General features: G+C 42.7%; 16 protein-coding genes. 8 read left to right on the forward strand and 8 right to left on the reverse strand.

From position 1 onward, the window contains the following. Nucleotides 1-2: 2 nt before the first annotated feature. The 3 genes from BLU33_RS06940 to BLU33_RS06950 are packed head-to-tail and all read right to left on the reverse strand — an operon-like array spanning nt 3 to nt 2566. Nucleotides 3-1271: a beta-ketoacyl-[acyl-carrier-protein] synthase family protein gene (locus BLU33_RS06940; RefSeq protein WP_091370659.1), complete on the reverse strand. Its 1269-nt coding sequence runs from the start codon at nt 1269-1271 to the stop codon at nt 3-5. Then, nucleotides 1268-1729: a 3-hydroxyacyl-ACP dehydratase FabZ family protein gene (locus tag BLU33_RS06945; RefSeq protein ID WP_091370661.1), complete on the reverse strand. Its 462-nt coding sequence runs from the start codon at nt 1727-1729 to the stop codon at nt 1268-1270. Before BLU33_RS06945 ends, BLU33_RS06940 begins: the two co-directional genes overlap by 4 nt. Nucleotides 1730-1747: 18 nt before the next feature. Then, entirely contained in the window at nt 1748-2566 is an 819-nt protein-coding gene (locus BLU33_RS06950) for an SDR family oxidoreductase (RefSeq protein WP_091370664.1), read from the reverse strand. 251 nt (nt 2567-2817) lie between these two features. Between BLU33_RS06950 and BLU33_RS06955 the strand changes: the two genes are divergently transcribed. The 8 genes from BLU33_RS06955 to BLU33_RS06990 all read left to right on the forward strand — a co-directional run bounded on the left by BLU33_RS06955 (nt 2818) and on the right by BLU33_RS06990 (nt 9221). Continuing rightward, entirely contained in the window at nt 2818-3318 is a 501-nt protein-coding gene (locus BLU33_RS06955) for a hypothetical protein (protein WP_157682070.1), read from the forward strand. Nucleotides 3319-3353: 35 nt separating this feature from the next. After that, entirely contained in the window at nt 3354-4256 is a 903-nt protein-coding gene (locus tag BLU33_RS06960; RefSeq protein WP_091370668.1) for a hypothetical protein, read from the forward strand. An 8-nt stretch (nt 4257-4264) separates the two neighbouring features. Beyond that, the gene (locus BLU33_RS06965) at nt 4265-5413 is read left to right on the forward strand and encodes a beta-ketoacyl-ACP synthase III (RefSeq protein WP_091370670.1); all 1149 of its coding nucleotides are present in this window, start codon (nt 4265-4267) and stop codon (nt 5411-5413) included. A 24-nt stretch (nt 5414-5437) separates the two neighbouring features. Then, nucleotides 5438-5845, forward strand: a complete 408-nt coding sequence (locus BLU33_RS06970; RefSeq protein ID WP_091370672.1) for a hypothetical protein — start codon at nt 5438-5440, stop codon at nt 5843-5845. Beyond that, a complete protein-coding gene (locus tag BLU33_RS06975; RefSeq protein ID WP_091370674.1) occupies nt 5835-6848 on the forward strand; it encodes a BtrH N-terminal domain-containing protein in 1014 nt (337 codons plus the stop codon). Before BLU33_RS06970 ends, BLU33_RS06975 begins: the two co-directional genes overlap by 11 nt. Further along, nucleotides 6839-7597: an ABC transporter ATP-binding protein gene (locus tag BLU33_RS06980; protein ID WP_091370675.1), complete on the forward strand. Its 759-nt coding sequence runs from the start codon at nt 6839-6841 to the stop codon at nt 7595-7597. Before BLU33_RS06975 ends, BLU33_RS06980 begins: the two co-directional genes overlap by 10 nt. Further along, on the forward strand, nt 7597-8874 hold the full coding sequence (locus tag BLU33_RS06985) for an ABC transporter permease (RefSeq protein ID WP_091370678.1): 1278 nt from the start codon (nt 7597-7599) through the stop codon (nt 8872-8874). Before BLU33_RS06980 ends, BLU33_RS06985 begins: the two co-directional genes overlap by 1 nt. Nucleotides 8875-8957: 83 nt before the next feature. Then, a complete protein-coding gene (locus BLU33_RS06990; protein ID WP_091370679.1) occupies nt 8958-9221 on the forward strand; it encodes a phosphopantetheine-binding protein in 264 nt (87 codons plus the stop codon). Nucleotides 9222-9393: 172 nt separating this feature from the next. On the opposite strand, the gene BLU33_RS06995 is transcribed toward BLU33_RS06990, so the two are convergent. The 5 genes from BLU33_RS06995 to BLU33_RS07015 form a co-directional block, all read right to left on the reverse strand. Beyond that, nucleotides 9394-9768, reverse strand: coding sequence for a hypothetical protein (locus BLU33_RS06995; protein ID WP_091370681.1), 375 nt, complete (start codon nt 9766-9768; stop codon nt 9394-9396). Between the two features lies 1 nt (nt 9769). Beyond that, nucleotides 9770-10879 carry a beta-ketoacyl synthase chain length factor gene (locus BLU33_RS07000; RefSeq protein ID WP_091370683.1) on the reverse strand — a complete coding sequence of 370 codons (1110 nt, stop codon included), beginning with the start codon at nt 10877-10879 and terminating at the stop codon, nt 9770-9772. A 1-nt stretch (nt 10880) separates the two neighbouring features. Next, complete coding sequence (locus tag BLU33_RS07005) at nt 10881-12080, reverse strand: beta-ketoacyl-[acyl-carrier-protein] synthase family protein (RefSeq protein WP_091370685.1); 1200 nt, start codon at nt 12078-12080, stop codon at nt 10881-10883. Nucleotides 12081-12179: 99 nt separating this feature from the next. Beyond that, nucleotides 12180-12791, reverse strand: coding sequence for a hypothetical protein (locus BLU33_RS07010; protein ID WP_091370687.1), 612 nt, complete (start codon nt 12789-12791; stop codon nt 12180-12182). Between the two features lie 36 nt (nt 12792-12827). After that, nucleotides 12828-13973, reverse strand: coding sequence for a beta-ketoacyl-[acyl-carrier-protein] synthase family protein (locus BLU33_RS07015; protein ID WP_091370689.1), 1146 nt, complete (start codon nt 13971-13973; stop codon nt 12828-12830). Nucleotide 13974: the final 1 nt, after the last annotated feature.

Genomic DNA, 13974 nt, shown 5'->3' on the forward strand with positions numbered 1-13974 from the left:
ATTTAATTAAATTTTGAAAGTATTAAACAGGAATTAACATCCCCAAAGCCAAAATTTGCTTTAGCTACAATATTAACTTCTTTTTTTATCATTTTAATGGGCAGCTTATCAATGCTCACCAAATTTATTATTTCGGGGTTCGGATCATCCAGATTTATGTTTGGATGAACAAAACCGTGTACTATTTGCAATATCGATGCCACGGTTTCAATTGAACCTGCTGCGCTAAGGCTATGGCCTATCATTGATTTTAACGAATTGGTTAGCGGAAAATCCTCCCCAGTTCTGTTAAGCGCTTTTGCCCAATTCTGTATCTCCTGCCTGTCGGCATTTGTGGCGGTTAAGTGTCCGCTAATTAGGTCAATTTGCTGAGGATCAATACCTGATGTGGTAATTGCCTCATTAATACACCTGATAACACCGGTGGAGTTAGCTGCAGTCATGGTGCCGCCCAAACGCTGCCCGCCCGAGTTGCTCGATCCGCCTAAAACTTCGGCATAAATTTTCGCGCCGCGTTCCAGTGCAAAATCCAGGTCCTCTAAAACCAATGCGCCCGAGCCCGAACCGGGTATAAAACCACCCGCCGAGGCACTCATTGGTCTCGATGCCTTCTCCGGCTCATCATTATACTTACGGGATAATACCCGCATAGAGTCGAACGCGCCGTAAACATAAGTATCCACATGTTCGGCACTGCCTACAACCATGCGTTTGGCATAGCCGTGTTTTATATACTCGTAGCCCATTAAAATAGCCTGCGTGCCCGTGGCACATGCTGCCGAGTTGGTGATCACCTTATTGCCCAAACCTAAGCGGCCGGATATGTAAGAGGTTACACCGCTATTCATGGCCTGCTCCACCACGCGCGAGCCTAATTTTTTGGCTTCCTTGTTATCAACGCGGATAATTACATTCTTCATGGCCTCGGTATCGGCAATACTATTACCAAATACACAGCCGGTTTCCCATCGGGGCTCATCGGTATCATAAGTCATGCCCGAATCTGCCCAGGCATCCAATGCGGCAACTAAGCCATAGCCTATATTGGTGCCTTTCAACCCGTGCAGTGTAACATCCGATATATAGTTGCTCAGGCTGGCCCAGTCGAAATTGGGCATACCTGCTACCTGACAGCTAAAATTAAGCTCCTGATAACGGGGCATAAACTTTATGCCCGACACACCATTTTGTATAGCCTGCAGAAAAGCCGGAACCCCTACGCCATTAGGAGCAACCACACCCATACCCGTTACCACTACGCGCCTGCTCATTTTTTAATATCAATATGCTTTATAATGCCCGAAAACATACCTTTTGCCACCAGTTCCTTTTTACTGTCGAGCATCTCCACATAACATTTCAACTTTCCATAGCGGAAGTATTGTTTTTTAGAGACTACCGTGACTTTTTCATCTGGCAAAACCATTTTATAAAAGGAAACATCAGTTGATGTAAGCAAAGGGTAAAGCGAATCATCGTCACTGAAATTAAATTCAGTTTCCTTCATCACTAAAAAAATACCTAAAACTACAAGGCCTATCTGCGCCATAATTTCGGTTATGATAACGCCGGGTGTAACCGGATTACCTGCAAAATGATCCTCGTAAAAAAAGGCATCCTTTCTTAATTTATATTCTCCTACCACCTCGTTCTCGCTTAGTAATGATATATTATCAACAAAACGAAAAGACGATTTATATGGAAGATGGTTTAAAATATGATTGTTCATGTAATGTAATATTGTGTTTTACCGGCAATGTTCTCCGCCATCTACATGAATAATTGAACCGTTGATCCAGAACGACTCATCTGTACATAGCAGGTATATAACACCGGCAACGTCTTCTGGTTTTGTTATTCTGCCAAGGGGGTTTCTCTTGATGCCAGCTTTTATTAGTTTTTCACTCCCGGGTATTTTTTTCAATGATGCTGTTTCTGTTACACCGGCCTGTATTACATTGGTTTTTAAGCCATAAACGCTGAATTCCACTGCCATGTATTTTGCCAAACTCTCCAATGATGCTTTGGCTATGGATACTGCCGCGTAGCCTTCCCAATACTTATGCGCGCCCTCGCTGGTAAGGCCAATAATACGGCCATCCTCATGAAATAATTCTGCCTTCAGGATAGCTTTTGTCCAGTCGAGCAAACTGTTGGACATGGCGTAGGTGGTCAACTGTATATCTTCGATGGAAAGCTCATTATAAGCCTCGTCCTCAACTGTAGCGCCGGGTATGGTTAGTGGTTTTAAATTACCTCTTGCAATGCTGTGCAGCAGCAGTTTTACACTGTGCTTATCGGCCTGAGTGCTGAATTCCTCAATAAATTGTGCCCTGCTTACCTGATCAAGGGCATTTATATTGTGCGATAATATTTTAATGGAATATTGTTCAGTAAGTGCCGCGAACTTTTCTTTCAATATTTTCTCGGCAGCAGAGGTTTCGCGGTATAGTACGGCGATGTTCATACCATGCTTAGCAAGTTTTTCAATGGCTGCAAAGCCAAATCCGCTCGATCCACCTAAGATAACTGCCCATAAACCTGAGAATTGTAATTGTTTATCCATTCAATCCGCTTTTAAACCATTAGTGCTGTAGCCTGTCAGTATATTAATGTTTGGGCTCAAAAGTAATCAATAAAAAATTGCAGCTTCAAAGTAACTAAAAACTGAGCTAAATTTAATATTTGGCGATTATATATTATAACAATTATGATAATAATATGTTAATGAGGCGTATAATATCAGCTATTTATTTTGGCCATATTTTTATTACACATTTAAAGCCGTTGTTATAGTATTTATTTATGTTTGATAGCATGAGAATTAATATAAAATGGAAAATAGGGTTTATAGCTATTTTTCTGCTTATTGCCGGGTTTATGCAAAAAGGCATGGCCCAGCAAGAATTTAAAAAATCTACATTTTATGATACCATGGCATCCGGCGATCTGGCTGCCGTTGAAAATCAGCTTGCGGTTATACAGGGCAGCTCTATAGCCAATAAGGAAGGTTATGAAGGCGCTATGCTGATGCGAAAAGCAGGCCTGGTTAAAGGTGCAAAAACAAGGCTCGACCTTTTTAAAGCAGGTCGTATAAAATTAGAAACAGCCATCGCAGCTGATAATGATAATACCGAGTTTCATTTTTTAAGGCTCGCTATTGAAGAACATGCCCCTAAAATTGTTAAATACCATAGTGATATTGATAAGGATAAGGCCATAGTGCAAAAGAATTATAAAAACTTATCGCCATCTGTACAGCACGCCATACTTGATTATTGCAAAAACTCAAAAGTATTGCATGCTGAAGATTTTTAATCGTACTAAAAAGATAGTTTTTAACTTCGCCCCAAATGAATAAAAAGGTCTTAGCTATATATTACACCCAATCGGGTCAGATGACGGAGATCATTGATTCATTGATAGCTCCGCTGATTGCGGCAGGCGAATCTGTTGAAAAAGTGATCATTAAGCCTGTTGAGGATTATAATTTTCCGTGGACAGGCAGCCGCTTTTTTTCGGTGATGCCATCCTGCGTGCTGGGTATTCCAGCACCTTTGGAGCCATTGGGTTTTAAGGAAGCTAAGTACGATCTGATCATTATGGGGTACCAGCCATGGTTCTTATCGCCAAGTATACCCAGTAATTCATTGCTGCATGATGACACGTTTAAAGGCTTGCTTAAAGATACTCCTGTGGTAACCATAAGCGCTGCCCGTAATATGTGGATCAACGCTTATGTACGTGTGCGCAACATGCTGAAAGAGGCAGGGGCAAACCTGGTGGGCAATATTGCTTTGGCCGACAGACACCCGAACGTAGTGAGCTTTGTGACCATCTTTTATTGGATGTTATCGGGCAAAAAAGACAAATACCTTAACATTTTCCCCAAGCCCGGTGTTGCTGAAGAAGATATAGCCAACACTAAAGTATTTGGTGGAATTATTGAGGAATATCTGAACAAAACATCGTGGGGTGGGTTACAGGATGCACTGCTGGAACAGAAAGCCGTAGTAATAAAATATAAGCTGATGTTTATTGAAGCCAGGGCCAAGCCCATATTCGCGGTTTGGGCTAAGTTTATATCAAAAAGAAAGAACAGGGTGCCATGGCTTTCGGCCTTTAAATATTATCTTTTTATTGCATTATTTTTAGGTGCGCCGGTTTTGCTTACATTAGATGCTGTTTTTTTAAGGCCGTTTTCATCCCGCAGGATAAAAGCACAAAAATTAAAATACTTACAAGTAAATAACTGATATATAATATGTCTGATACAAAAGTTTATATCAATCATACCTCGGCGTATTTTCCGAATGAGCCCGTTTCGAACGACGAGATGGAATCATATTTAGGTTATATTGATAACAAACCATCAAAATCAAAAAAGATTGTACTTCGTAATAATGGCATTATCAACCGCTATTACGCCTTGAATAAAGAACATAAATCAACCCATACCAATGCCCAGATGACGGCCCTTGCTGTTAGGGAATTGTTTGATAACGATCCTGAAAAGTTGAAGCAAATTGAGCTGCTCTCCTGCGGTACCTCATCACCCGACCAGATGATGCCGAGCCATGGTGTAATGACGCATGGTTGGTTGCCCGAGGCTGGTGGTATTGAAGTGGTATCGCCATCAGGTGTTTGCTGTGCAGGTATGCACGCCCTTAAATTTGCCTACCTGGCTATAAAGGCAGGCGAGGTTAAAACAGCAGTTGCTACCGGATCAGAAAGGTTTTCAGGACTATTGGTTTCCGAAGTTTTTGAGGAAGAAGCGCAGAGCCTGAAAGCGATGGAGGAAAACCCATATATCGCTTTTCAAAAGGATTTTTTAAGGTGGATGCTATCGGATGGGGCATCGGCATTTTTAATGACCGATAAGCCCAATCCGGAAGGCCTGAGCCTGCGAATCGAGTGGATAGAAGGTGTATCATACGCCAACGAAATGGATACCTGTATGTATATGGGCGGCGATAAACAAGCTGATGGCTCGTTGACCGGCTTTATGGATTATACGCCGGAAGAGATCATGACCAAATCTATATTCAGCGTAAAACAGGATATTACTTTACTGAGCGATAATATTGTGCCCTTAGGTGGCCGAAAAATAAGGGAGATATTTGAAAAGAAAGGTTTGGATGTAACTGATATTGACTGGTTTTTGCCGCATATATCGAGCAACTTTTTCAAAAGCAAGATCTATGATATGATTGAGGAATACGGCGGCGGGATCCCGTATGAAAAATGGTTTATTAACTTGTATACCGTTGGTAATGTAGGCGCAGCATCAGTTTATTTGATGATAGATGAATTGTTTAAAAGTGGCAAGCTGAAGAAAGGCGAAAAGGTATTGCTATTGGTTCCTGAGAGCGCGCGTTTTTCATACATGTATGCTATGCTTACCGTTTGCTAATAAAGGCAAAGTGCTAATAATACGATGAAGAAGGAAGAAATACCGCAGGATGTAAGCGCGCTTGGTAAAATTACCAAGGAAGTTTGCTATGCTACTGACAGCAAGGGCAAATATAATGCCGAGCTAAGCAGCGGTTGGGAAGTGAAGATAACCGCGCTTGATGTAGCCTGGGAAGAAATTCAGAGACGTATTGTAGCAGCTAAGCGGCAGGTGTTGGATCATAAAGCTAGTCCGCTGTTATTTTTTATGGAGTACAGGCTAATGGATGCTGCTATTTTAGCTGGCTATACCGGCTTTTGGCAATGGCAGATCAAGAGGCATTTAAAGCCTGGGGTATTCAATAAATTATCCGACAAACAATTAGAAAAATACGCTGAGGCGTTTAATATAGAGGTCGAGGACCTGAAAACTATGACCGTTCATGAAAATTGAGTTTGAGCACCGTCAGGCCGCACACTGTGAATCGGGCGTTACCAGCAATTTATTAAGTATCAGTTCAGGGGGAAAAATAACTGAGCCATTGGCTTTTGGCATTGGCGCCGGTTTATTTTTTGCCTATATCCCTTTTATAAAAGTTAATAATGGACCAGCGATAGCTTTCCGCACGTTTCCGGGCTATATATTTAAGCGCACGGCGAAATCACTGGGGATACCTATTGTGAGTAAAAAGTTCAGCTCAAAAGAAAAGGCCGAGGCTTATTTAAAGGACTGTTTGAATGATGGCAACCCAGTGGGTTGCCAGGTAGGGGTTTATTACCTGCCTTATTTCCCGAGGGAATATCGCTTTCATTTCAATGCCCATAACCTGATAGTTTACGGCATGGATGGCGACAATTATCTGGTGAGTGACCCGATTATGGAAGGCACCAACGTAATGAGCAGCTATGAACTGGAACGGGTACGCTTTGCTAAAGGCGCGCTTGCCCCTAACGGACTTATTTATTACCCTAAAAAAGGCGCTGTTATTACCGATGAGGTGATGAAACAGGCCATTAAGAACGGGATAAAGAAAAACGTTTATAACATGCTGAGTATACCGGGCAGTTTTGCGGGGATCTCGGGCATTAGAAATACAGGCAACAAGATAAAAAAGTGGCGCGATAAGTTGGGGATAGAAACATCAAAACTGTATTTGGCCCAAATGGTGCGGATGCAGGAGGAGATAGGCACAGGTGGTGGTGGATTTAGGTATATTTACGGCGCATTTTTGCAGGAGGCCGACGCGTATTTGCCAGGCAACCAATTGGCCGAATATTCAGTAATGTTTACAAGGGCTGGTGATATGTGGCGTAATGCTGCTGTACATGCTGCCGGGATATATAAAGGCCGCATAGGCAGTCAGGAAGATTTTAATATAATGGGTGATTACCTGCTTGAAATTGCAGAAGTAGAGAAACAGGCTTTTGAAACTTTAAAAAAGATAAAATGGCAGTAACAAGCCCGTTGGCAATAGATATTGAGAACATGGGTTTCCATTATCCGGGGAACGCGGATGTTTCTTTTTCGGGTCTTAATTTACAGGTGAAGAAAGGGGAACGTTTTGGGTTATTCGGGCCTAATGGCGCGGGTAAAACTACACTCATTAGTTTGATGACCGGTTTGCTTACCGCAGATTCGGGCCATATTAAATTGCTGGGGCATGAGATGGGTAAGCAAAACAATAGTTCAACCAACAAACTCTTTGGCTTTGTGCCGCAGGATTTTTCTTTTTATCAGGAATTGAGTCCGGTTGAGAACCTGGAGTTCTTTGGCGCATGGTCGGGCCTCAGTAAACAAACCATAAAAAGGCGTACCGATGAATTGCTCACCATACTGGGATTGGAAGAAGTGAGGAATAAGCAGGTTCAGAAGTTCTCGGGAGGGATGAAGCGCAGGGTGAATTTAGCAATCGGTGTAATCCATAATCCGGAGATCATATTTTTAGATGAGCCAACAGTAGGGGTTGATGTGCAAACCGGGCACGCCATTATCAATTACCTGCATGAGTTGAATAAAGGTGGAACTACACTTATTTATACATCACACCAGTTAAGCGAAGCTGAAGAACTTTGTCAGCAGGTAGCATTGATTGATGGGGGCAAGATAATAGCGCAGGATAGCTTGCATAAGCTATTGCATGAGTATAAAAAAGAGAGCCTTGAGCATTTGTTTTTAAACTTAACAGGAAAGGATTACCGAAACTGATGTTTAAGCTTTGGACAACAATTGTAAAGGATGTGCGTATCCTGCTGCGTGATAGGGTGGGCATCTCGCTGATGTTTGTGATGCCCATAATTCTGGTAGTAGTAGTTACCAGCATCCAGAACAGCACTTTTAACCTGGTTAATAAAAATAAGTTGTCAGTGTTGATCTGTAATACGGATACCGGGCAAGCCAGCGTCCAGCTGATCAAATCGATCAATAAAATTGGCATGTTTAAGGTAACACTGGTGCCAAATGATAAAACCGAAAAGCAAATGGGCGATGCCATGCATAACCAGGATGCTATGCTGGGGGTGATCATCCCATCAAATTTTACGGTTAAGGTTGATGCCAAATCAAAAAGCATAGCCGGAAAGGCCCTGAAAAGTTTTGGTTTAGATGGTGATACTGTTAAAAAAGCAGGCGATGTTGACCCGCTGACGCTTTATTATAATCCCATTTTGCAGGAATCATTAAGGTTATCGGTACAAGGTGGCATCCGCAGCGCGTTACAACTGGTGGAGAGCCGGGAAACATTAAGAAGCCTATACTTTTCCATCAACGAAAAACAACTGCCCGAGCAACTGGAAAACGAGATGCTGAACAATAACACAGCAATAAACGAAATCCCGGTTTCAAAGGACGGCACGCGCGCTACGCCAAATGCCACCCAGCATAATGTACCCGCGTGGACGATATTTGCCATGTTCTTCGTCATCATGTCCTTAGGTGGCAGTATTGTGAGGGAGAAGGTAAGCGGTAGTTTTATCAGGCTAAAAACATTACCTACCAATTATTGGGTGGGTATAATCTCCAAGCAGATCACCTATTTGTGTGTTACTTTGCTGCAGGCAGCGGTAATCTTCTCCATGGGGATCTGGTTGTTCCCTTATATAGGTTTACCGGCGCTTAATTTACCGTCGGATGTTTTGGCTTTATTTATTGTAACGCTGGTTTGCGGCTGGTGCGCGGTGAGCTATTCCATTTGTGTAGGCGTTTTTGCTGATACGCAGGAGCAGGCCAATGGCTTTGGAGCAGTATCAATAGTGATATTGTCTTCTATTGGCGGTTTGATGGTGCCGAGCTTCGCCATGCAGGGCTTTGCCAAGTCGGCGGCAAACTTTTCGCCAATGCACTGGTGTTTACAATCTTACTACTCCCTGTTCCTTGAAGGCGGGAATTTGAGGGACGTGGTAAACAATATTATCCTTTTACTTATTATCACAGTAGTACTTCAATTAGTAATTTTTTGGGGTCTTAAAAGAAAAAAATTAATATAATTGCCCCAATGGACCATCATGAGCATCATAAAAAACAATAAAACTCATGATAGCTCCATTACCTATAAAAAACAAATTACTCAATGGAAAACTCCGAACTGAAAGAACAACTTAAAAAACAGATTATACAATTTTTAAATCTTACCGATCTTACCCCCGCAGATATCAGCGATAATGAGCCGCTGTTTGGCGATGGCTTGGGACTGGATTCCATTGATTCGCTGGAACTTATTGTACTGTTAAAGAAAGAATACGGCATCGATATCCGCGACCCGCGTGAAGGCAGAAAAGTGCTGGTTGATGTAGCCACTATGGCTGATTATATCCAAGCGAATGGGAAGAAGTAATTTAAGGCTTGTTGGTGAGGACACCAACAAGGGAGGTAGGATGCCACCCTGAGCGCCAATCGAAGGGTGAGCGCAGAGGCCTTGCCCGCATACTTCAACTAGCGCTCAGTATGACACCCTCTCTTATTTTAAAGAATCAGCCCCCGTTGTTGGTGTCCTCACCAACAACTAATCACCCAACCCGCACAAAATTCCCCTGGAATTTAAAGCAGATCACATCATTGCTAACCAGTTTGGCGTTTACGTTAATGCTGTCGTCAACAGTTTTATAGGAAATTTCCAGCTGTATCATATCATTCAATGATGGTACGATCATGCTGATAAACTTAATATTATCGGCTTTTTTTAGTTGAAGGGAACTACCTAAAGAACTTTGTAAAACATCCTTAACCACCTGCAGCATACAAGCTCCCGGTACCACCGGCTGACCGGGAAAATGGCCATCAAATATAGTGCTGCCGCTGTTTATACTAAGGATAGCTTCAATAGCTCCGTTTGCATGGGTTATGCTGTCGATATTAAATATGTCGTTAGCTATTGCGGTCATATCAGATTGCTGAAACCAGCATTAAGGAGTGATATTTATTTTGATAATGATTGTAGATCAATATTGTTTTGGGGTTGTTGTTGGTGACAACACCAACAACGTGCGAAGAATTAGCTCCCCCATTGTTGGTGTTGTCACCAACAATCCGTTCACCAACAATCTCCGGAACAATGACCCTCTTTAAAATATTCGCCGCCATCCACAATGCAAATGATGATGAAACGGGAAATTCACCACACAGGTGTTTGTAATTGGCCAGCGAGGTATTTTTAAACAGCGATCCGTTTAGCTGGTCATAAACCGCATCATTGTTAATGTCGCCATTCCTGCCGGTTATCAGCAGGTCTATATCATCAATTGTTAATGAATATGACTTAAGAAAAGCTATAATGCTTTCCTCAATAGACTTTGGTTTATACAGTATTTTAAGCCCTGTAAGCTCCGCTAAGTTATCTGCCGAGTCTTTACCTGTCAGCAAAAAGAAAGCAGCGCCCTCGCCGCCTATGGTGCCTTTGGATGAGGTTGCAAAGAGTGAGAGGTTAGATATTGGTTGACGTTTGTACAAGCCTAAACGGGTTAAGACTTTAAAGCTGGTATCTACCATTTCCTCTGTGCCGCCAACCAGTACGTTATCCGTATCCTGCTCCTTAAGCATCATGATGGCATCAAACAAAGCGCTTTCAAACGAAATACCCTTATGTACAAATGTGCTGTTATAGTTATGGCATTTCAGCATTAAAGCAATTTGAGCAGCAACAGTATTATGGGTGGATTGTATGAATGCGGTAGGTGGCAGCAATTCTTCCTGCTGCTCAACTATACGGGTTAAAAAGGTTACGGTATCCTCTATGCAGCCCAAAGCCGTACCGGTGATGATGGCGCCGGGCATAGCTACATCAGCATCAATTAAACACTGTTTAGCAGCGGCTACGCCCATCTTTATCACGTGGCTCATGCGCCTGATCTGTTTGGGGTCGATGAACTGCTTGTAATCGGGTTCGATGGCTTTTAAGCGGGTGCCGGTATATTCAATAATATCACCTAGAAAACCTTCATTATTAAAAGTGTTTTGCGGCGATACGCAGGCGGACGAGCGGATATATAACTTCATATCAGATCCTCGAAAAAATTAATGATGTACAATTACCGCCAAAACCGAATGAGTTCGACATAACGTTTTTAATATCCTGTCCGCTTAAATATTTTGTTTGGGGTTCAAATGGCAGTTCATCCATCCGGGTTTCAAAACGCAGGTTAGGGTAGATGATGCCATGCTTTATAGCCAGTACAGAAAACACCGCTTCAATGCCACCGCTTGCACCTAAAGTATGCCCGGTATATGATTTGGTAGAGCTCATGGGTGGATAGTACGGATCAAATAGCCTTTTAATGGCTGTACCCTCAGCGCTGTCGTTATTAGGCGTTCCGGTGCCGTGCAAATTGATGTAATCAATATCAGCAGGTGTTAGTCCGCTTTTTCTTAAAGCGCCTTGCATAGCCAGGTACGAACCTGTACCATCGGGAGATGATGCCGTTTGGTGATAGGCGTCATTACTGTTATTATAACCGCTTAGTACACAATATGGGGCCTTTTTTAGAGTCTGCATTACTTTTTCTGATACCAGTACCACATACCCAGCGCCCTCGCCTAAGTTTAAGCCTTCACGGTGTTCATCAAAGGGTTTACAAAATTCCTTATCCAATATCATCAATGTATTAAAGCCGTTAAGCGTAAATTTGGTCAAGGCATCGGTTCCACCGGCAATAACCACGTCCAGTACGTCGTTTTTAATTAGTCGCGCGGCATAAAATATGGCGTTGGCCGATGATGAGCAGGCGGTGCTGATGGTGGTCATGAAATCACTTATGCCTAGTTTGTCAGCAATAGTTTCGGTCATGCTGCCGCATTCATGGTCGAAAACGTTCCTTAATTTGCCTTTGTTGTTATCAGCCAAAAAATCAATAAAGAAATCTTCGCTCTTGTCCATCCCCCCAACTGAATTTGCGGATACAAAACCTGTACGTAATGAACCGAAATCAGGTATAGCAGCATCAGTCAAAGCTTCATTGGCGGCAACCATGCTCAGTAAGGTAGTACGACTGATATTCGCAGGCAGTCCCGTAATGGCAGCCAGTTCATCATTGCTCAGTTTTACTTCGGCAACGGGCAGTTTTTTACGGTGGATGGTATCCAGCAGGGTAATATCGCCCATGCCCGCCTCCTCGTTTTTAAAAGATGCCAGGTGCTCCGCAACATTGTTACCAATGGCTGAAATTGCACCTACGCCCGCTATGTAAACTGATGAACTCATATGCTCTTTTAACTGCTCTATTTATATATTCCTCACCTTTCTCACCCTCTCTGCCGCAAGCGGCAAAGAGGGTATGGGGAATTTATTTTTTTTAAATTTCTAATTAAATATCTCCCTCATATTCTCCGCCGAAAACTCCACCGAATTTCCATTCCGCTTCTTTTCAACCAAAAACAATACCGCCTTATAATCCTGCTCCAAAACATCAACCCAACCACAAATACAGGCTTGCGAAATGTTGTTATCCAGTTGATAATTTACCTGCTGCGCTATAAAATCCGCATCAAAATCATCCTGAATATAAAAAGCCTGCTCACCCTTAAAATGATTGCGTATACAGATCTCGCCGATCACGATATTGGGCAAAGTATAAACAAATAACGATGGACTAGCCACATCCTTTATGCTCTCCAAATATTTTATATCATCATCCAAACTGCTATTGGCATTGGCCAGTATCACGCAGGTATCTTCAGGCTGATAATCGTCTTTTTGAAAGTCATCCTTTAGTAATACCTCAGCAGCCAGCCAGCCCAGCTTGCTCAGGTTATCCATTTTATAGAACTTGGGATAATTCAATTGCAAATGCTGGTAGATGGATAATAATAGCGCGACGATGTCCGCATCATTTTCAAATAGCTTTACACCATTCGTACTTACTGCACCTTTATTTATGGTGCAACTGGCGGTTATATATTTTTCTGTAAGCAAGATTGTATTTGTTAAGCTATTCCTCAAAAATATTCATTATTTGCCAAAAACTATGGCTGCATTACAACCGCCAAAACCCGATGCTGTTTTCAGGAAATTATTAGCTTTAATCCGCTTTGCGTCAGCTAAAACATTCACTTTATCGGCGCTTGCAGCTTCCTTGAACCCTATGGTTGGTAAAACCAGGTTTTGCTTTAAGGATTGAATGGAGATGATCGATTCGATCAATCCTGCTGCACCTAAAGTGTGCCCGTAATAACCTTTCAGGCTATTTGCAGGCACTTTCTGTAAGCCTGCTATGGATACGGCATTTGCTTCCATCTCGTCATTATAAACAGTCGCCGTGCCATGGGCAGAAATGAAATCAATGTTTGATGGTGACAAATCAGCATCCTGCAAAGCCAATTTTATAGCTCCGGCAAGTTCCTCTCCGGTGCGTGATGGGCCCGAGATATGGTTGGCATCGTTACTTACCGAGCCGCCTTTTACCTTGATGTTTTGCGCATATTTTTCGTTGGTGGATAGTATGATCGTTGCCGCGCCTTCGCCTAAATTCAATCCATCATGCGATTGATCAAAGGGTTTGCATTGTGTCGGACTCAAGGCCTGGAACGACTGAAATCCTGACATGATAAACTTCGAGATCACATCCGCGCCAGCAACAACCGCGTGTTCGCATTCGCCGGTGCGCAGCAAGCGCATGGCGGTTATAATACCCAATACACCCGAAATGCAGGCATTGGAAACAACTATTGGTTTGTTCTGAAAGCCAAAATGTTCAGCCACGAGTTTTGCCGATGTCGATAACGAGATCCTGTTTTTTAGTTCGATGTTGTTGGCGCCATCTTCCAGTAGGCTGATATTGCCTTTGGTAGAGGAGATGATGAGTATTGTTTTTTTATCGCGTATATCAATTCCACTGCCATTCAGCGCATCAGCTATGGAGGCTACCAATAATTGCTCAAATTTGGTGTAATCGTGTTCATCAGCTTTCAAGATCTGCTCATCCTGATCGAACAGCGAAGCAAAAAACGACAGGGGTGAAATGGCAGTGCGGTAATGCTCCTTTACGCCTGAAATACCTTCCTTTAGCTTCGCGAAGTTTTCAGCTGTGGTTTTCCCGAGCGGGGTTAATACATTATCAGTAACTATAAAAACATCCTGTTGAGTTATCCCGCTCATT

This window comes from Mucilaginibacter mallensis, assembly GCF_900105165.1.
Classification (GTDB): domain Bacteria; phylum Bacteroidota; class Bacteroidia; order Sphingobacteriales; family Sphingobacteriaceae; genus Mucilaginibacter; species Mucilaginibacter mallensis.

What these genes read in the sequence shown, in the direction of transcription:
- BLU33_RS06940 (WP_091370659.1), bottom strand. Translation starts at nt 1,271, where the DNA reads ATGAGCAGGCGCGTAGTGGTAACGGGTATGGGTGTGGTTGCTCCTAAT.
- BLU33_RS06945 (WP_091370661.1), bottom strand. Translation starts at nt 1,729, where the DNA reads ATGAACAATCATATTTTAAACCATCTTCCATATAAATCGTCTTTTCGT.
- BLU33_RS06950 (WP_091370664.1), bottom strand. Translation starts at nt 2,566, where the DNA reads ATGGATAAACAATTACAATTCTCAGGTTTATGGGCAGTTATCTTAGGT.
- BLU33_RS06955 (WP_157682070.1), top strand. Translation starts at nt 2,818, where the DNA reads ATGAGAATTAATATAAAATGGAAAATAGGGTTTATAGCTATTTTTCTG.
- BLU33_RS06960 (WP_091370668.1), top strand. Translation starts at nt 3,354, where the DNA reads ATGAATAAAAAGGTCTTAGCTATATATTACACCCAATCGGGTCAGATG.
- BLU33_RS06965 (WP_091370670.1), top strand. Translation starts at nt 4,265, where the DNA reads ATGTCTGATACAAAAGTTTATATCAATCATACCTCGGCGTATTTTCCG.
- BLU33_RS06970 (WP_091370672.1), top strand. Translation starts at nt 5,438, where the DNA reads ATGAAGAAGGAAGAAATACCGCAGGATGTAAGCGCGCTTGGTAAAATT.
- BLU33_RS06975 (WP_091370674.1), top strand. Translation starts at nt 5,835, where the DNA reads ATGAAAATTGAGTTTGAGCACCGTCAGGCCGCACACTGTGAATCGGGC.
- BLU33_RS06980 (WP_091370675.1), top strand. Translation starts at nt 6,839, where the DNA reads ATGGCAGTAACAAGCCCGTTGGCAATAGATATTGAGAACATGGGTTTC.
- BLU33_RS06985 (WP_091370678.1), top strand. Translation starts at nt 7,597, where the DNA reads ATGTTTAAGCTTTGGACAACAATTGTAAAGGATGTGCGTATCCTGCTG.
- BLU33_RS06990 (WP_091370679.1), top strand. Translation starts at nt 8,958, where the DNA reads ATGGAAAACTCCGAACTGAAAGAACAACTTAAAAAACAGATTATACAA.
- BLU33_RS06995 (WP_091370681.1), bottom strand. Translation starts at nt 9,768, where the DNA reads ATGACCGCAATAGCTAACGACATATTTAATATCGACAGCATAACCCAT.
- BLU33_RS07000 (WP_091370683.1), bottom strand. Translation starts at nt 10,879, where the DNA reads ATGAAGTTATATATCCGCTCGTCCGCCTGCGTATCGCCGCAAAACACT.
- BLU33_RS07005 (WP_091370685.1), bottom strand. Translation starts at nt 12,080, where the DNA reads ATGAGTTCATCAGTTTACATAGCGGGCGTAGGTGCAATTTCAGCCATT.
- BLU33_RS07015 (WP_091370689.1), bottom strand. Translation starts at nt 13,973, where the DNA reads ATGAGCGGGATAACTCAACAGGATGTTTTTATAGTTACTGATAATGTA.